Below are 17,663 nucleotides of genomic sequence, written 5' to 3'. Positions count from 1 at the left end.
TTGTTTTGTGTTTCCGATGGGCGTGGGGGCTGCGATGAAAAAATCCAGGCTGGTGATGGTGGGCAATGGCATGGCCGGTGTGCGCACCCTGGAAGAGCTGCTCAAGATCGCCCCGGACCTCTACGACATCACGGTGTTCGGTGCCGAGCCGCACCCCAACTACAACCGCATCCTGCTGTCGCCCGTGCTCGCGGGCGAGCAAACGATCGACGAAATCATCCTCAACGACTGGTCCTGGTACGAAGAGAACCAGATCACGCTGCACACCGGCTTCACCGTGACCGAGGTGGACCGCGTGCGCCGCGTGGTGCACGCCACCAATGCGGCGGGCGAGGCCATCAGCGCCGAGTACGACCGCCTGATCCTGGCCACCGGTTCCAACCCCTTCATTCTGCCCATCCCGGGCAAGGACCTCCCCGGCGTGCTCGCCTACCGCGACATCGCCGACACCGAGGCCATGATCGCTGCCGCAGCCACCTACCGGCATGCCGTGGTCATCGGCGGCGGCCTGCTGGGGCTGGAGGTGGCCAACGGCCTGGTCAAGCGGGGCATGCAGGTGAGCGTGGTGCACGTGGGCAACACCCTCATGGAGCGCCAGCTCGACGGCGTGGCGGGCGTGATGCTGCAGCAGTCGCTGCAGGAGCGCGGCATGCAGTTTTTGCTCAATGCCCAGACCGCAGAACTGGTGGGCGGCCCCGAGGGCCGCGTGACCGCCGTGAAGTTCAAGGACGGCAGCCAGATACCCGCCGACCTGGTGGTGATGGCCGTGGGCATACGCCCCAACACGGCGCTGGCCGAGAAGATGCGCCTGCATGTGAACCGGGGCATCGTGGTCAGCGACACGCTGCAGACCATCACCGACGCGCGCATCTACGCCGTGGGCGAGTGCGCCGCGCACCGGGGCATCGCCTACGGCCTGGTGGCGCCGCTGTTCGAGCAGGGCAAGGTGCTGGCCAACCACCTGGCGGAGATGGGCATCGACCGCTACCAGGGCTCGCTCACCTCCACCAAGCTCAAGGTGACCGGCATCGACCTGTTCAGCGCCGGCGATTTCCAGGGCGGCGAAGGCACCGAGGAGATCGTCATGAGCGACCCCGTGACCGGCTCGTACAAGAAGCTCGTGATCAAGGACGACAAGCTCGTGGGCGCCTGCCTGTATGGCGACACGGTAGACGGCAGCTGGTACTTCGAGCTGCTGCGCGAAGGCCGCACAGTGGACGAGATCCGCGACCAGCTGATGTTCGGCCCGGCCAGCACGGACTGAGCATCTCCCCTTCACAACGAACAGGCCAACGAAGGTGATTGAACCCATGACCCACTCCACAACCACCATCACAGCACAGCACGCCCTGCAGCGCAGGGCACTCTTGAAGGCAGGAGCTGCCGCAGGCGCCGCCACCATGGCCGGTGCCCTGGGCCTGGCCTTCGCCTCGCGGCCTGCGCATGCCCAGGTCGCCAACCTCAACGACGCCATCAACAAGGCCGGGCGCCAGCGCATGCTGAGCCAGCGCATGGGCAAGGCCTGGCTGGCCCTGGCGCACAAGGTGCAGGAGCCCGCAGCGCGCCAGGTGCTGGAGCAGTCTGTCGCCCTGTTCGAGCGCCAGCTCGCCGAACTCAAGTCCTATGCGCCGAATCCCACCATCCGCGACACCTACGGCAAGCTCGACGCGGCCTGGGTTTCTCACAAGGCCACGCTGCTGACTGGCACGCCCGCACTGGCTGGCGCCACCGCGATGCTGCAGGCCGACGCCAAGGTGCTGGCCCTGGCGCACCAGGGCACGGTGCAGTACGAGTCGGCCTCGGGCAAGCCCGTGGGCCACCTGGTCAACGTGGCCGGCCGCCAGCGCATGCTGAGCCAGCGCATGGCCAAGTTCTACCTGGCTGCGCAGTTGCCGGTGGATGCTGCCGTTGCGGCGGCGGAGATTGCCAAGGCGCGCACCGAGTTCGTCGCGGCGACCGAGGTGCTGCGCAAGGCGCCTGAGGCCAATGATCGCATTCGGCAGGAGCTGCTGCTGGCGGATGGGCAGTGGGTGTTCTTTGATGCGGCCTTGCAGCGGATGCAGGCGGGTGGGGTGGCGGGGAGCACGGCGCGGCAGGTGTCGGAGGTGTTTGTGGCGAGTGAGAATTTGTTGTCGAGCATGGATCGGGTGACGGGGCTTTATGCTGCTTTGGCTGGGTGATATCGTGGTCTGTGGTGGCTCCTCTTTTTGTGTTGAGGGCGAAAGCTGGGATTCGGAGCGCCTGGGCTACTGCATGCCTTTGCAGAGGCCGGGAGCCGGGTCTCGGCCCGGCGGCCGAGGTACTTGTTCTTTGCTTCGCCAAAGAAAAGTACCCAAAAGAAAGGCGACCCCGCTGCCCGTGTCCCCCTCGCCCGGAGGCGAGGGGGCAGCCTGCGATGCTCGGTCCTGGGGTGTGCCGCAGAACTCGCTGCGTTCTTCGAACTCCGCTCAAACAGCTGCGGCAAGCCAGACAACGATGCGCGTGTCCTTCGGCACGCGCTCACCCCAGGCCCTGCGCTTCTCGGCACGGTCAGAAGGGGGTGGGAGCGGGCTCCACTCGGGCCATTGCTTCGCTCGGCCTGGTGGTCCTTCGCTGCGCTCGGCTCGCCAGGGCGACTGCGTCCAGGACGTCGGCAGCGCGCAGCGCGTAACCGACCCCAGGCGCAGCTGCGAAGCAGCAGCCGTCCTTGACCCCGCTCCCCACCCCTGCTGGCTGCGCCGAGAAGCGCAGGGGCTGGGGTGGGTGCGTGTGCCGCAGGACACACGCACTTCGTCCTCTAGCTTGCCGATGCTGTCTGAGCGGAGTTCGAAGAACGCAGCGAGTTCATCGGCACCACCCCAGGACCGAGCATCGCAGGTTGCCCCCGTCGCCCACCGGGCGATGGGGGACGCAGACTGGGGGTCGCCTTTTCTTTGGTGACTTTCTTTTGGCGAAGCAAAAGAAAGTTACTGCGCCGCCGGGCGCACACCCCGGCCCCCGCCCCAACAACAAGCACGCCGCAACCACGACAAGAACATGACAGAAACCAAATCCACCTGCCCCTACTGCGGCGTAGGCTGCGGCGTGATCATCGAATCCCAGGGCACGCAGATCACCGGCGTGCGCGGCGACCCCACCCACCCCGCCAACTTCGGCCGCCTGTGTACCAAGGGCTCGACCCTGCACCTCACGGCCACGAGCCCCGTCACCCTGCAGACCCGCCTGCTCAACCCCCTGCACCGCGCCCAGCGCGGCCAGCAGGCCCTGCCCGTCACCTGGGGTACCGCGCTCGACATGGCGAGCCAGAAATTCGCCGACACCATCGCACAGCATGGCCCCGACGCCGTCGGCTTCTACGTGAGTGGCCAGTTGCTCACCGAGGACTACTACGTCTTCAACAAGCTCGCCAAGGGCCTCATCGGCACCAACAACATCGACACCAACTCGCGCCTGTGCATGAGCAGCGCCGTGGCCGGCTACAAGGCCACGCTGGGGGCGGATGCGCCACCCGCCTGCTACGACGATGTGAAGCATGCGCAGTGCCTGTTCTTCGTGGGCAGCAACGCGGCCTGGGCGCACCCCATCCTGTTTCGGCGCATCGAGGATGCGCGCGCTGCCAACCCGGGCATGAAGGTCATCGTGGCCGATCCGCGCCGCACCGACACGGCGGGCATGGCCGATCTGTTTTTGCCGATCCAGCCGGGCAGCGACGTGATGCTGTTCAACGGCATGCTGCACCTCATGCTGCGCGAGGGCTGGGTGGATGCCGCCTACATCGGCGCGCACACCAGCGGCTTCGAGGCGCTCAAGGCGCTGGTGGCCGATTGCACGCCCGAGCGCGTGGGCGCCGTGTGCGGCATCCCCGAGGCCGACCTGGCCACGGCCGCGCAGTGGTTCGCCACCTCCAGGGCCACGCTCAGCCTGTACTGCCAGGGCCTGAACCAAAGCACCAGCGGCACGGCCAAGAATGCCGCGCTGATCAACCTGCATCTGGCCACGGCGCAGATCGGCAAGCCGGGCGCGGGCCCGTTCTCGCTGACCGGCCAGCCCAATGCGATGGGCGGACGCGAGGTGGGGGGCCTGGCCAACCTGCTGAGCGCGCACCGCGACCTGGCCAATCCCGCGCACCGTGCCGAGGTGGCCGCGCTGTGGGGTGTGGCCGATGTGCCTGCGCGGCCCGGCAAGACGGCGGTGGAGATGTTCCAGGCCGCCGCCGATGGCGAGATCCGCGCACTGTGGATCGCCTGCACCAACCCCGCGCAGAGCATGCCCGACCAGGCCACCGTGCGCCGCGCACTCGAACGTGCCGAGTTCGTGGTGCTGCAGGAGGCCTTTGCCACCACCGCCACCGCGCAGTACGCAGACCTGCTGTTGCCCGCCACCACCTGGGGCGAGAAGACCGGCACCGTGACCAACAGCGAACGCCGCATCTCGCGCGTGCGCACTGCGGTGCCGGCACCCGGCCAGACGCGCCACGACTGGGCCATAGCGGTGCAGTTTGCGCACCAACTGGAGGCGCGGCTGCGCCCCGGCGCACCCAGCCTGTTCCCCTACACCACCAGCGACGCCGATGCCGGTGCCGAGGCCGTGTGGAACGAACACCGCGAAACCACGCGCGGCCGCGACCTGGACATCACCGGCCTCTCCTGGCCCCTGCTCGAAGCGCAAGGCCCGCAGCAGTGGCCGCTGCCCGAGGGTGCTGCCAGCGGCAAGGTGCGCCTGTACGAAGACGGCATTTACCCCACGCCCGATGGCCGTGCGCGCTTTGCGGCCCATGCCTGGCAGCCTGTCGCCGAACCGCGCGAGTCGCGCTACCCCTTCGGCCTGACCACCGGCCGCCTGCGCGACCAGTGGCACGGCATGAGCCGCACGGGTACGCTGGGCCGGCTGTTCGGCCACGTGGCCGAGCCTTCGGTGCAGATGCACCCGGACGACATGGCGCAGCGCAAGCTGCACAGCGGTGACCTGGTACACGTCACCAGCAAGCGCGGCTCCATCGTGGTGCCGGTGCAGGCCGACACCAACGTCGGCCTGTCGCAGGCCTTCATGGCCATGCACTGGGGCAGCGAGTACCTCAGCGGCCAATCGTCCACGGGCGAGCGGCTGTCGGGCGTGAATGCGCTGACCACCTCCGCCTACTGCCCCACCTCCAAGCAGCCCGAACTCAAGCACGCGGCCGTGAAGATCCTCAAGGCCGAGATGCCCTGGACGCTGCTGGCCATGGCCTGGTTGCCGGCCGACAGCGCACTGGCCGCACGCGAGTCGCTGTCGGCCTTGATGGATGCCTTCCCGTTTGCGAGCTGCGTGCCCTTTGGCAACAACACCCCGCTGTCGGAGCCGGGCCGCGAGCGCACCGGCGTGCTGCTGCGCGCCGCCGGGCACGAGGCACCACCGGATGCCGTGATCGAACGCATCGAGGCCCTGCTGGGCCTGGCCACCGCCAACACCCTGCGCTATGCCGACAAAAAGCGCGGCCAGCGCCGCGCCGCGCGCCTGACACGGCGCGACGACGGCAGCACCACGCTCGAAGCCATCGTGCTGGCGGGCGATACCAGCGCCCAGGGCTGGATCAAGACCCTGCTGCAGGAGGAACTGCCTGCGCAGACCTACGGCCGCCTGCTGCTGGTGCCCAGTGCCAAGGCCCCGGTCGCGGTGCAGTCGCGCGGCAAGACCGTCTGCACCTGCTTCAACGTCACCGACGTGGCGATCACCGGCCAGCTGGCGCTGTGCCACGGCACCGACGAGGACCGGCTGGCGCAACTGCAGGGGGTGCTGCGCTGCGGCACCAACTGCGGCTCGTGCCTGCCCGAGCTCAAGCGCATGGTGCGCGCCACCGGGCCTCTGGCCCCCAAGGCGGCCAGCATCGCAATCGCCGCCATATAACCAAAAGTTCGCTGGGTTGCGAGAAAATACCCAGCCCCACTCCAAAGAGCCACCAGCCACCATGGGCATCAGCCAGTACATCAAGGAAATAGGCCGCGGCCCGCGCGGTGCCAAGCCGCTCACGCGCGAGCAGGCCACGGACCTGTTCGGCCAGGTGCTGGACGGCACCGTGACCGACCTGGAGATCGGCGCCTTCTGCCTGGCCATGCGCATCAAGGGCGAAACGGCCGACGAGATGTGCGGCTTCCTGGACGCCACGCACGCCCGCATGGCCCTGCTGCCCGCCAGCGACCGCCCCCTGGTGGTGCTGCCCAGCTACAACGGCGCGCGCAAGCTGCCCGTGCTGACCCCGCTGCTGGCCCTGCTGCTGGCGCGCAAGGGCCAGCCGGTGCTGCTGCACGGCATGCGCACCGAGGCGCGGCGCATCCTCGCCGCCGACGTGCTTGAAGCACTGGGCGTGCCCGCACTCACCGCACCGCGCAAAGTGGCCGATGGCGAAGTGGCGCACATCGCCACCGGCCTGCTGCACCCGGGGCTGGCACGCCTGCTGGCCGTGCGCCAGACCGTCGGGCTGCGCAACGCGGGGCACAGCGCCGTCAAGCTCATGAACCCGTGCGCCGGAGCGGCGGTGGTGGTCACGAGCTACACGCACCCCGAATACTTCGAGATGCTGCAAAACACCTTCAGCGCCATGGGCATGAACGCCCTGCTCTCGCGCGGGCTCGAGGGCGAAGTGGCGGCCGACCCGCGCCGCACACCCCGTTACGACGCCTTCGTCGGCGGGGCGCACCATGTGCTGCAGGAGCAGGAGCCAGGCACCGCGAGCGAGGTGCCCGGCCTGCCGACCGAGATCGACGTGGCCACCACGGCCGACTACACCCGCCGCGTGCTCGCGGGCGAACTGCCGGTGCCGCCCGCCCTGGCACGGCAGGTGGAACATATCTTGCACATCACCGGTCAAACAGCCACCCCCGCAATGCCGGAGACACCGCCATGAACCGCCCCACGAATCCATCCTCGCCCCAGCACGACCGCCCACACCTGGGCACCGGTGGCTCCTGCACGCTGGTGGGCGCAGGCCCCGGCGATCCGGAGCTGCTCACGCTCAAGGCGCTCAAGGCCATCCAGGCGGCCACGGTGCTGCTGGTCGACGACCTGGTCAGCGATGCCATCGTGGCCTATGCCTCGCCCACGACGCGCATCGTGCATGTGGGCAAGCGCGGCGGCTGCAAGAGCACGCCACAGGCCTTCATCGAAAAGCTGATGCTGATGGCCGTGAACGAGGGCGAGACCGTGGTGCGCCTCAAAGGGGGTGACCCCTTCATCTTCGGCCGCGGCGGCGAAGAAGTGGAGCACCTGCGCGCCGCGGGCGTGCCGGTCACGGTGGTCAACGGCATCACTGCCGGCCTGGCGGGCCTGACCTCGCTGGGCGCGCCGCTCACGCACCGCGAGCATGCCCACGGCGTGGTCTTCGTCACCGGCCATGCCAAGCCCGGCGACGCCGGAACCGACTGGCGCCAGCTGGCCGCCACCGCGCGCGACGCCAAGCTGACGCTGGTGATCTACATGGGCGTGAGCGGAGCCGCCACCATCGAGCAGGAACTGCTCACCGGCCTGCCGGCGGCCACGCCCGTGGCCATCATCCAGCATGCCAGCCTGCCGCAGCAGCGCCACGCCGTGACCACGCTGGGCGAGCTGCATGCCACCATTGCCCGCGAGGGACTGGCCAGCCCCTCGGTGATCGTGGTGGGCGACGTGGTGCAGGGCATTGCCGCAGCCGCGCTGCCGCAGTCGCCGGCCCACCAGCGCGCTGCCTGAACCAGTCCCCACCTGCACACCACGGCTGCGCCGGAACGCACCGGCTCCGCAGCCTTGCGCGGGCCCTGCTTGCATGCGCGCGCATGCGGCTCCCAACACGCCCGCGAGCGCACTTCCGCGCACCGTGCGGGCGCAGTGTTCCACGCACCATTGGCCCAGGTATTGCTAGTTGCACTGTGACAAAGCCCGAGGGCTCACTACACAGGATCACACCATGGCAGCCTACCCTCTCTCCACCGTCCGCAGCACGCCATCCACGCCCGCTGCGGCATCGCGCGATGGCGACATGTCCCTGGTCAACATCGCGGCCCGCCAGCGCATGCTGTCGCAGCGCATGGTGCTGCAGACGGTATTGGCCACGCGCGGCAGCGACCTGCATCTGAAGGCGGCACGCAGCTCGCTCGCGCTGTTCAGTGAAAGCCATGCCAGGCTGGTGGACACGCCGCGCCACCTCGACACAGCCATGGGCGAACGCATCCGCATGACCTACCAGGGTCCCGCCGGCGTGGGCCCCACCATCGACGCCTTCATGCAGCAGGTGGAGCGCACGCTGGAGCTGGCCGAGCGGCAAAGCCCGCGCGTGGAAGAAGCCCTGGCGCGCCTGGTGGAGATCACCGACGGCGCGCTGGATGCGCTCAACACCGCCACCACCGCCTTCGACCAGTTGGGCAAGGCCAAGTCCGAGACGCTGATGAAGGAGCTGGCGGGCATCGTGGCCTCGATCCAGACCGTGGCACGCGAGGCCAAGGTGGTGAGCTTCAACGCCCAGGTGATGGCCGCGCGTGCGGGCCAGCATGGCCGCGAATTCGCGGTGGTGGCCAACGTGCTCTCGGGCATCACCAACGAGATTGACGGGCTGTCGCTGCAGGCCGTGTCGCTGGCGGGGCGCAACCGCTGAACGTCGCGGCCGCCAGCTCAGACGTTGGTGAAGCCGCCCGCTGGCGCGGGATGGGGAATCGACCAGCCGAAGTAGACCTCCACCTCCACGATGCGCTCGCCGCGCACGGTGACGACCTCGGTGTTGCGAAAGCGCCCGCCGCCCTGGCGCGTGCCCTCGTAGGTGACGAAGACGACATGGCCCTGCTGGACCAGGTGGATGAACTGGAAGCCGCTGATGCCCTCGCTGTTGGGCCAGCAGCGCGCGAAGTAGGTGGCCCGGTCGATGCGGTTGTCGAGCGGGCTCGAGAAATGGAAATCCTCGTCGATCAGTGCCTCAAGGGCCTCGCGGTCCTTGCGGACATAGGCCTCGTAGCTGGCACGCACCAGGGCGGTGGCATCGTTCATGGCGGGCAGCCCTTCGCAAAGGGCCCAGCCTACGCCCCTTTGCCACCGAGGCTGTTAGCACATGTGTGCGTGCGCCTCAGAGGCTGGGAGTTTTTTGGCCGTGTCCGAATGGCGCGTCAAAACGCCCTGGATCTAGGCGCAACGCGCAGCCATAGCTCGGGCTATGGCGAGCGCTTGCAACGACGATCCGGGGTGTTTTGGCGTGCAAGGAGGGCATGGACGAAGGACTCTCAGCCTCTCAGGCCGCAAGGGGCGCGGGTACCGGGGCTGAGCGGGCCTGCTCGAAGCGCGCCGCCAGTTCCTTGCGCAGGGTCTTGCGCATCACGGCGGCATCCCAGCGGCGGCGCTCTTCGGTGGTGGAGGGCGACAACGCAGGCACCTGCACGGGCTTGCGCGCTTCGTCCACCGCCACCATGGTGAAAAAGCAGCTGTTCACATGCCGCACCACCTGCGAGCGGATGTCCTCGGCCACCACCTTGATGCCGATCTCCATCGACGAGGAGCCGGTGTAGTTGACGCTGGCCAGGAAGGTCACGAGCTCGCCCACGTGGATGGGCTGCAGGAACATCACCTGGTCCACGCTGAGCGTGACCACGTAGCAGGCCGAATAGCGGCTGGCGCAGGAGTAGGCCACCTGGTCGAGCAGCTTCAGGATGGCGCCGCCGTGGACGTTGCCGGAAAAATTGGCCATGTCCGGGGACATGAGCACGGTCATGCTCAGTTGGTGCGAGGGGATGTTCATGGGCCCTGATTTTACGTGCGACGGCGGTTACACAAGGATGCACACGCCCCCGCTACACTGCGCAACACACAAGCCTGGGCAACACCACTCCACGATCCAGGCGCAGAGGGGTAAAGCATGCTGGAAATCGACAAACTCAATGAATTCACCGAAAGCCACGGTGCGCTGCGGCGCGGTCGCGGGCTGGTGTCGGGGGTGATTGCACTCACGCTGGCCATCCTGTGCTTTCTGGGCGTGCTGGCCTTCCACTTCCCCGAGTACCTGACCACGCCCCAGTTGCGCAAGAGCTACGACGTGACGGTGATCCGCTACATCATGCTGGGCGCCATGGCCATCGCGGGCGGCATCTCGCTGGTCAACATCCTGTTCAACCGCTCGCGCTGGCTGGCCACCTTCGCGTTTGCCATCGTGGCGCTGGCCGCCTTTCTGGGCGGCCACAAGGTGGAGGTGGACCCGAACTTCCCCGACAACACGCCCTACATCGGCCTCGATTGGTTCATCCTCGACCTGCTGGGCAGCTCTCTGATCTTCATCTTCATCGAGAAGCTGTTCGCACTGCGCAAGGACCAGCCCATCTTCCGCGAAGAGTGGCAGACCGACTTCCACCACTTCATCGTGAACCACATGGTGGTGGGCTTCGTGCTGCTGGCGACCAACCTCATCGTGCACAAGTTCTTCGGCTGGGCCGCGAGCGACGGCATCCGCGGCTGGGTGCAGGGCCTGAACTTCTGGGTGGCGCTGTTACTCATCGTGCTGGTGGCCGACCTGGTGCAGTACTGGACGCACCGCGCCTACCACGAGGTGCCCGTGCTGTGGCGCCTGCACGCCGTGCACCACAGCGTGAAAAGCATGGACTGGATGGCCGGCTCGCGCCAGCACATCCTGGAGCTGTTGATCACGCGCACGCTGGTGCTGGCGCCGATCTACGTGTTTGGTTTTTCCAAGGAAGTGATCGACGCCTACATCGTCGTCGTGGGCTTCCAGGCGGTGTTCAACCACGCCAACGTGAGCGTGCGCCTGGGGCCGCTGCGCTACGTGCTGGTCACGCCCAACTTCCACCACTGGCACCACAGCCAGGACCAGGAGGCGCTGGACAAGAACTATGCAGCCCATTTCGCCTTCCTCGACTACCTGTTCGGCACGGCCGTGAAGAGCACCAAGCTCTGGCCCGAAAAGTACGGCGTGCTGGGCGACTATGTGCCCAACGGCTTCGTCAAGCAGTTCAAGTTTCCGTTCACCTGGAAGGGCTGAGCCGCCACTCCCAGGGCTGTCCGGGTTGCAAATGAGGCGCAAAAGCAACGCGCCTGGCACGAATGGCGCCCCTCCCAGGCACTCCTATTAAGAATGATTGTTATTTAAAAGTTACAATTGGAGCCATAAACCAGCCACGCCGTGCTCTTCTTGTTGTTGCGCAGCCAGCCAGTTGCCAGATTCAACAACTCGAGGAGTGCTCCATGTCTGTTTCCCGTAGGCAGCCCGTCTGCCGTCTGCACCCGCTGGCGCTGGCCGCCATCGCCACGGTCCTGGCCGGCGCAGCCCAGGCCCAGGACGCCGCTCCCGCGGCCTCCACCGACCTGGTCGTTGCCCCCAAGGCGCTGGACAGCGTCACCGTGTCGGGCTCGCGCGAAAGCGCCTCCACCCGGCTGCAGCTGACCGCGCGCGAAACGCCGCAGTCCACCACCACGGTGACGCGCGAGCAGATCGAGCGCCAGTCGCTGACCAGCATCGACGCGGTGCTGCGCAACGTGAACGGCGTGGCCGTGAGCTTCTACGACACGCAGCGCCCGCTGTACTACGCACGCGGCTTTCAGATCACCGACTTCCAGATCGACGGCCTGCCTTCGTACAGCAGCAGCACCAACCAGGAATACGACACCGCGCTGTACGAGCGCGTGGAAGTCGTGCGCGGCGCCAACGGCATCCTCACCGGCGTGGGCGTGCCCTCGGCCACGATCAACATGATCCGCAAGCGCCCGCAGCGTGATTTCGCGGCCTCGGTGGCGCTCACCGCCGGCTCATGGAACCTGTACCGCGGCGAGCTCGACATCAACGCCCCGCTCAACAAGGATGGCAGCGTGCGCAGCCGCCTGGTGATCGCACCGCAGAAGAAGGACAGCTTCCGCGACCGCTACTCCGAAGACAAGACCGCGATGCTCGCCGCCATCGAGGCCGATATCGGCTCCTCCACCGTGGTCACGCTGGGTTACCAGCGCCAGTCCAACGACCCCAAGGCGCCGATCTGGGGCACCATCCCGCGCTTTGCCATCGACGGCTCGCCCATCGACCTGCCCACGTCCGTGAGCTTCTCGCCGCCCTGGACGCGCTGGGAGCGCACCTCGGGCACGGTGTACGCCACGCTGGAGCACCAGCTCAATGACGACTGGAGCGTGAAGGCCGCCTTGAACCACACCGAAGGCGACACCTTCAGCCTGCGCACCTATGGCTATGGCCGCACGGTCTCGCTGGCTCCGTTCGTGAACCCCTTCACCGGCGCCGGCACCACGCTGTACGCCGCCGTGGGCGGTGGCAGCGAAAAGCAGGACACGGTAGACGCCTACCTGTCGGGCAAGTTCGAGCTCGGCGGCCGCAAGCACGACCTGATGGTGGGCGTGAGCTCCACGCGCATCGCCACGCGCACCGATGGCTACAGCTCGGTGGCCAACTGGAGCTACGTGATCCCCAACATCTACAGCTGGGACGGCAGTGCGCCCGAGCCTGTGGTCTCCAAGACCGGTGCCTGGCGCACGCAGATCACACAGCAGACGGGCCTGTTCGCCTCGGCGCGCTGGCGCCTGACCGACCCGCTGTCGGTGCTGACCGGCCTGCGCCTGACCGACTGGCACCGCCATACCGACACCTACGCCACCACCGGCACCTATGCCGGCAAGAGCCTGGTGCAGGACGAGAACCGCAAGGTCACGCCGTACATCGGCGCGGTGTACGACATCACGCCCACGCTGTCCGCCTATGCCAGCTACACGCGCATCTTCAACCCGCAGAACTACAAGGATCGCAACAACAACCCGCTGTCGCCGGTCATCGGCAGCAACACCGAAGCCGGCCTCAAGGCCGAGCTGCTGGACCGCCGCATCCAGGCGCATTTCGCGGTGTTCCAGACCAAGCAGGACAACTACGGCATGCGCGACGGCGCCATCACCACGCCGCTGCCCGACGGCACGCTGCCCTATGTGGCGGTCAACGGGACCAAGTCCACCGGCTTCGAACTCGAGTTCTCGGGCATGGCCACCAGGCAATGGCGCGTGAGCGCAGGCCTCACGCGCGCCAAGGTCACGCGCGCCGCCACGGACCTGATCTACGCCAACCTGCCCGACTACCTGCTGCAGCTGGGCACGGACTACCAGCTGTCGGGCGCGCTGGCCCCCCTGTCGGTGGGCGGCAACCTGACCTGGCAAAGCGCGGTCGAAGGCTTCAACATCCCGCACCCCACCGGCACGGTGACGGTGAAGCAGTCGCCCACGGCCGTGCTCAACCTGCGTGCCTCCTGGCAGTTCAACCCCAAACTCAGCGCCACCCTGGCCGTCAACAACGTGACGAACAAGAAGTACTGGGCCAACCTGGACTATGGCAACTACAGCGACCCACGCAACGTCAGCCTGACGATGCGCGCTGCATTTTGATTCGGTACATCCCCCTGAGGCGCTGCGCGCCTTCACCCCTTCTCTCGAATGGCTGCGCCATTCGGGAAGGGGGACACCGCCAGCGCGGCGGGGCGGCCCTTGCGCGGCGGTCCTGGCTTTTAGGCAGCGCGCTCTCAACGGGCCGCGGGAAACTGAGCCATACCGCCGCAAGATGCGGCAGTCCAGACCGACTGCGGCATCCCGTTGCTTGATGGCTGCACTGCGATGAACCCACCTTCCGCCCACCCCGCGGGCCGCTGGTATGCCAGCCACCATGCGTGGCTGGTGGGCTGGCTGCAGCGCAAGATGGGGTGCCCGCACGGGGCTGCCGATCTGGCGCAGGACACCTTCGTGCGCGTGCTCACCGCGCGGGATGTCGAGCAGGTGGCCGAACCGCGCGCCTTTCTGACCACGCTGGCCAAGCGGGTGCTGTTCAGCCATTGGCGCCGGCGCGAACTGGAGCAGGCGTATCTGCAGGCACTGGCCGATTCCCCCCAGGCCACGGTGCCATCGCCGCAAGACATGGCGCTGCTGCACGAGGCGCTGCAGGCCATCGACCACCGCCTCAATGGCTTGCCGGCCAAGGTCAGACGGGCCTTCCTGCTGCACCGGCTGGACGGCATGACGCACGTGCAGATTGCGCGCGAGATGGACGTCTCGGTGGCCAGCGTCGAGCGCTACATGAAGCAGGCCTATCTGCACTGCTGCCTGCAGCATGCCGCGGGCACCGACGGTCCATGAGCGCGGGTCAGCCTCCCGTCACACAGGACATCCTGGCTGCCGCCGTGGAGTGGCAGGTGCGCCTGAGCTCCGGCAGCGCGGCGGCGGATGAACACGCGGCCTTTGCGCGCTGGCTGGCTGCCGATGGGCGCCACGAGGCCGCATGGCAGCGCGTGCAGGGCGTGCTCGCAGAGCCCATGCGGCAGATCCACGGCATCGACCAGCGCAACCCGGGCCAGTTGCCGGCGGTCCACCGCAGCCTGGCCTCGCACCAGCGCAGGAGCATTGTGGGGGGCTCGGCCATGCTGCTGCTGGCCAGCGTGGGCGCCGGGTACCTTGCCCACCGCAGCCAGCCGCTCGACGAGCTGCTGGCCGACCTGCATACCGGCACCGCCGAGACACGCCACACCGTGTTGCCCGACGGCACCGGGCTGGACCTGAACGCGCGCAGCGCGGCGGATATCCGCTTTGGCGCGGACCGGCGCCTGGTGCAGCTGCGCGCCGGCGAATTGCTGGTGCAGGTGGCACGCGAACCAGGCGCTGCGGGCCTGCCAGCGCGCCCCTTCGTCGTGCAGACCCGGCACGGCACGGCGCAGGCACTGGGCACCCGCTACCTGGTGCGCCAGGAGATGGAGCGCAGCCTGGTGGTGGTGCTGGAGCACAGCGTGGCCGTGCAGGCCCGCAATGGCGCGCAGCGCGTCCTGCGCGCAGGCCAGGCCGCCTGGATGGATGCCAGCGGCATTGAACCGGCGGACACGAACATGGCGCACCGCGCCGGCTGGACCGACGGCGTACTGGACGTGCGGGACGAACCACTGGGCGATGTGATCGCTGCCTTGCGCCCCTGGCGCAAGGGGCTGGTACGCATCAGCCCGGCAGCGGCCCGGCTGAGGGTCTTTGGCGTCTTCCGCCTGAACGACACCGGACAGGCCTTGCAGGCCCTCGTGGACACCCAGCCCATCACCGTCACCACCTACGGACCGATGCTGGCACTGATCGATCTGCGCTAGCCGCAAAGGCACCAGGCAGAAATATTTTCCGCAGCGTGAGGGGTTTTGCGCGGCCCGTTGGACAGAGGGGGAGAAGCCGCCTTGTTGTTGTTCAACGTTCATCCCGTACAGGAACCCGATTCCATGCCTACCCCTGCCTTTCGCCCCCGCCTGCTCGTGGCGGCCCTGACCGCCGCCCTGGGCAGCGCCAGTCTTGCGCAAACCCTTCCCGCCTCCGGCGACACCCTGGTGGCCCAGGCCGGCGCCGTGCAGAACTGGGACCTGCCCGCTGGCGCGCTGGACGATACCCTGGCCCGCATCGCCCGCCAGGGCGGCAGAATCCTCACCGCCGACCCGGCGCTGCTGCGCGGCAAGACCGCTCCTGCCGTGCGCGGCAGCTTTGCGGTGGAAGAAGCGGCGCAGCGTGCGCTCGCAGGGTCGGGCCTGGCCCTGGTCCGCCTGGGCAGCGACGCCCTGACCGTGCGCCTTGCGCCCCCTGCAGCCCCTGCGGCGGCGCCAGTGGCCGCCACCGGCACGGCGGAGCGCAGCCTGGCGACCGTGACGGTCGAAGGCTCGCGCGACCCGAACCAGCTGTACCAGCCCTTCGCGGGCGGCCAGATCGCCAAGGGCGCGCGCCTGGGGGCCCTGGGCAACACGGCTCTGCTTGACGCGCCCTTCGCCATCAGTGGCTACACCGAGCAGGCCGCGCGCGACGCGCAGGCGCGGCGGCTGATCGACGTGCTGGCCGCGGACCCGGCCGTGCGCACCACCAACTCCGAGAGCAACGCGGTGGACGTGTTCTTCCTGCGCGGCCTGCCCATGCTGAGCCAGGACATCTCGTTCAACGAGACCTTCGCGGTGGTGGACACGCGGCGCATCGCGGTGGAGCAGTTCGAGCGCATCGAAGTGCTCAAGGGCCCGAGCGCGCTGCTCAACGGCATCGGCCCGAACAGCACCACCACGGGCGGCACCATCAACCTCGTGCCCAAGCGCGGCACCGATGTGCCGCTGACCCGGCTGACCCTGTCCGCCTCATCCCACGGCCAGGCCGGCGCACACCTGGACGCCGGGCGCCGCTTTGGCCCCGACAACCAGTGGGGCGTGCGCGTCAACGCCGCCACGCGCGGCGGCGGCTCCACCGGCGTGCCGGATGAAAAGGTGGGCGTCGACCACCTGTCGGCCGCGCTGGATTTCGCGGGCGAGAAGCTGCGCGCCAGCCTGGACGTGGCACAGAACCAGCGCCAGTTCGACGGGTTTCCCCAGTTCCACCGCTTCAACGAAGGCTTTGACCTGCCCGCACCGCCATCGACGGCGCAGGCCATCAGCCAGCCCTGGGACCGCAGCGACACCAGGAGCTCTTCGGTGGTCTCGCGGGTGGAGTACGACATCACGCCCGACTCCACCGTGTTCGGCGTGCTGGGCGGGGTGGACTACGAGGAATCGAACGTCAACGCGGGCAGCACCCGCATCACCACGGCCAACGGCAACTTCACCGCCCAGCCCAGCATCTTCCAGACCAACTCGGCCCTGCGCTCGGGCGAGCTGGGCTGGCGCGTGCGCTTTGCCACCGGCCCGGTCAAGCACCGGGTGGTGGTCGGCTATTCGCGCTTCACGGGGGACGGCTCCAGTCTGAGCCAGACCATGGGCAGCGCGTTCACCAGCAACCTGTACAACCCGGTCTTCATCGCCCAGCCCGCGCTACCCACCGGCGGCCGCCTGGCGCGCTTTCAGGACACCGCCTCCGACAGCCTGGCCGTGGTGGATTCCATGCACCTGCTGGACGAGCGCCTGCACCTGATCGCCGGCGTGCGCTACCAGAAGCTGGACATCGGTGAATTCGCAGGCGGCGTGGAGCAGCGCCGCTACGAGCAGACGGCCACCGCCCCGTCGCTGGCCGCCAGCTACAAGCTGGCGCCGACCTTCTCGGTGTATGCCAACTATGCCGAAGGCCTGTCGCAAGGGCCCGTGGCGGGTGGCAGCACCGCCAATCCGGGCAAGGTGTTCCCTCCGTTCAAGGGCAAGCAGATCGAAGCCGGCGTGAAGTACGACGGCGGCTCCTTCGGTGCCAGCGCGTCCTTGTTCCAGATCCGGCAGCCGGTGTCCTTCGTCAACGGGGCCAACTTCCTCGTGGTCGATGGCGAGCAGCGCAACCGCGGCCTGGAGCTGTCGCTCTACGGCGAAGTGGCCAAGAACCTGCGCCTGAACGCCGGCCTGGCCCTGTCCGACGCCGTGCAGTCGAAAACCCTGAATGGCGCCAACGACGGCAAGAAAGCCATCGGCATCCCCGACCACACGCTGGTGGTGCACGGCGAATGGGACATCGCCGCCCTGCCAGGCCTCACCGCGACCGGTCGCCTCACCAAGGTATCGCGCCAGATCGCCAGCGCCAACAACGCGCAGAGCATCCCCGGCTTTGACAGCTACGACCTGGGCCTGCGCTACAGCACCCGCCTTGCCGGGCGTCCCACGGTGTTCCGCCTGACCGTGGAAAACGTGGCGGACTCTTCCCATTGGCTCGCGGTGCGTACCGGCTTCCTGACGCGCAGCACGCCGAGAACGGCGCTGTTCTCGGTCAGTACCGACTTCTGACGCGGGCGCGCAGGCAGGCAA

The 17,663-nt window shown here is 68.0% G+C and carries 12 protein-coding genes and 1 pseudogene; 11 read left to right on the top strand and 2 right to left on the bottom strand.

Annotated features, from left to right (window positions below; all coding sequences use genetic code 11):
* Positions 1-34: 34 nt before the first annotated feature.
* The 6 genes and pseudogenes from AC0IZS_RS17435 to AC0IZS_RS17410 form a co-directional block, all read left to right on the top strand.
* A pseudogene (locus AC0IZS_RS17435) lies at positions 35-1,246 on the top strand (NAD(P)/FAD-dependent oxidoreductase); the annotation flags it as partial.
* A gap of 64 nt (positions 1,247-1,310) precedes the next feature.
* On the top strand, positions 1,311-2,180 hold the full coding sequence (locus AC0IZS_RS17430) for a type IV pili methyl-accepting chemotaxis transducer N-terminal domain-containing protein (protein ID WP_471636759.1): 870 nt from the start codon (positions 1,311-1,313) through the stop codon (positions 2,178-2,180).
* An 835-nt stretch (positions 2,181-3,015) separates the two neighbouring features.
* On the top strand, positions 3,016-5,862 hold the full coding sequence (locus AC0IZS_RS17425; RefSeq protein ID WP_471636758.1) for a nitrate reductase: 2,847 nt from the start codon (positions 3,016-3,018) through the stop codon (positions 5,860-5,862).
* A 61-nt stretch (positions 5,863-5,923) separates the two neighbouring features.
* Positions 5,924-6,859 carry a DNA-binding protein YbiB gene (gene ybiB / locus AC0IZS_RS17420; protein ID WP_471636757.1) on the top strand — a complete coding sequence of 312 codons (936 nt, stop codon included), beginning with the start codon at positions 5,924-5,926 and terminating at the stop codon, positions 6,857-6,859.
* The gene (gene cobA / locus AC0IZS_RS17415) at positions 6,856-7,680 is read left to right on the top strand and encodes a uroporphyrinogen-III C-methyltransferase (RefSeq protein ID WP_471636756.1); all 825 of its coding nucleotides are present in this window, start codon (positions 6,856-6,858) and stop codon (positions 7,678-7,680) included. Before ybiB ends, cobA begins: the two co-directional genes overlap by 4 nt.
* A gap of 214 nt (positions 7,681-7,894) precedes the next feature.
* Entirely contained in the window at positions 7,895-8,578 is a 684-nt protein-coding gene (locus AC0IZS_RS17410; protein WP_471636755.1) for a type IV pili methyl-accepting chemotaxis transducer N-terminal domain-containing protein, read from the top strand.
* Between the two features lie 17 nt (positions 8,579-8,595).
* Here AC0IZS_RS17410 and AC0IZS_RS17405 read toward each other — a convergent pair whose 3' ends face one another.
* Positions 8,596-8,964: a nuclear transport factor 2 family protein gene (locus AC0IZS_RS17405; protein ID WP_471636754.1), complete on the bottom strand. Its 369-nt coding sequence runs from the start codon at positions 8,962-8,964 to the stop codon at positions 8,596-8,598.
* Positions 8,965-9,202: 238 nt separating this feature from the next.
* Positions 9,203-9,706 carry an acyl-CoA thioesterase gene (locus AC0IZS_RS17400; RefSeq protein WP_471636753.1) on the bottom strand — a complete coding sequence of 168 codons (504 nt, stop codon included), beginning with the start codon at positions 9,704-9,706 and terminating at the stop codon, positions 9,203-9,205.
* Between the two features lie 117 nt (positions 9,707-9,823).
* Between AC0IZS_RS17400 and AC0IZS_RS17395 the strand changes: the two genes are divergently transcribed.
* From AC0IZS_RS17395 to AC0IZS_RS17375, 5 genes are all read left to right on the top strand, one after another.
* The gene (locus tag AC0IZS_RS17395; protein ID WP_471636752.1) at positions 9,824-10,957 is read left to right on the top strand and encodes a sterol desaturase family protein; all 1,134 of its coding nucleotides are present in this window, start codon (positions 9,824-9,826) and stop codon (positions 10,955-10,957) included.
* Between the two features lie 203 nt (positions 10,958-11,160).
* Positions 11,161-13,344 carry a TonB-dependent siderophore receptor gene (locus tag AC0IZS_RS17390; protein ID WP_471636751.1) on the top strand — a complete coding sequence of 728 codons (2,184 nt, stop codon included), beginning with the start codon at positions 11,161-11,163 and terminating at the stop codon, positions 13,342-13,344.
* Positions 13,345-13,569: 225 nt separating this feature from the next.
* A complete protein-coding gene (locus AC0IZS_RS17385; protein WP_471636750.1) occupies positions 13,570-14,085 on the top strand; it encodes a sigma-70 family RNA polymerase sigma factor in 516 nt (171 codons plus the stop codon).
* Positions 14,082-15,074 carry a FecR domain-containing protein gene (locus AC0IZS_RS17380; RefSeq protein WP_471636749.1) on the top strand — a complete coding sequence of 331 codons (993 nt, stop codon included), beginning with the start codon at positions 14,082-14,084 and terminating at the stop codon, positions 15,072-15,074. Before AC0IZS_RS17385 ends, AC0IZS_RS17380 begins: the two co-directional genes overlap by 4 nt.
* 123 nt (positions 15,075-15,197) lie before the next feature.
* Complete coding sequence (locus AC0IZS_RS17375) at positions 15,198-17,642, top strand: TonB-dependent siderophore receptor (protein ID WP_471636748.1); 2,445 nt, start codon at positions 15,198-15,200, stop codon at positions 17,640-17,642.
* Positions 17,643-17,663: the final 21 nt, after the last annotated feature.

This window comes from Acidovorax sp. AC410 (genome assembly GCF_979253235.1).
The sequence above is the reverse complement of the archived record's forward strand: the minus strand, read 5'-3'. Positions and strand labels throughout refer to the sequence as shown.

Excerpts from the sequence above, each read along its gene's own strand:
- AC0IZS_RS17380 (WP_471636749.1), top strand. The coding sequence starts at position 14,082 with ATGAGCGCGGGTCAGCCTCCCGTCACACAGGACATCCTGGCTGCCGCC.
- AC0IZS_RS17400 (WP_471636753.1), bottom strand. The coding sequence starts at position 9,706 with ATGAACATCCCCTCGCACCAACTGAGCATGACCGTGCTCATGTCCCCG.
- AC0IZS_RS17390 (WP_471636751.1), top strand. The coding sequence starts at position 11,161 with ATGTCTGTTTCCCGTAGGCAGCCCGTCTGCCGTCTGCACCCGCTGGCG.
- AC0IZS_RS17375 (WP_471636748.1), top strand. The coding sequence starts at position 15,198 with ATGCCTACCCCTGCCTTTCGCCCCCGCCTGCTCGTGGCGGCCCTGACC.
- AC0IZS_RS17425 (WP_471636758.1), top strand. The coding sequence starts at position 3,016 with ATGACAGAAACCAAATCCACCTGCCCCTACTGCGGCGTAGGCTGCGGC.
- AC0IZS_RS17395 (WP_471636752.1), top strand. The coding sequence starts at position 9,824 with ATGCTGGAAATCGACAAACTCAATGAATTCACCGAAAGCCACGGTGCG.
- ybiB (WP_471636757.1), top strand. The coding sequence starts at position 5,924 with ATGGGCATCAGCCAGTACATCAAGGAAATAGGCCGCGGCCCGCGCGGT.
- cobA (WP_471636756.1), top strand. The coding sequence starts at position 6,856 with ATGAACCGCCCCACGAATCCATCCTCGCCCCAGCACGACCGCCCACAC.
- AC0IZS_RS17430 (WP_471636759.1), top strand. The coding sequence starts at position 1,311 with ATGACCCACTCCACAACCACCATCACAGCACAGCACGCCCTGCAGCGC.
- AC0IZS_RS17405 (WP_471636754.1), bottom strand. The coding sequence starts at position 8,964 with ATGAACGATGCCACCGCCCTGGTGCGTGCCAGCTACGAGGCCTATGTC.
- AC0IZS_RS17385 (WP_471636750.1), top strand. The coding sequence starts at position 13,570 with ATGAACCCACCTTCCGCCCACCCCGCGGGCCGCTGGTATGCCAGCCAC.
- AC0IZS_RS17410 (WP_471636755.1), top strand. The coding sequence starts at position 7,895 with ATGGCAGCCTACCCTCTCTCCACCGTCCGCAGCACGCCATCCACGCCC.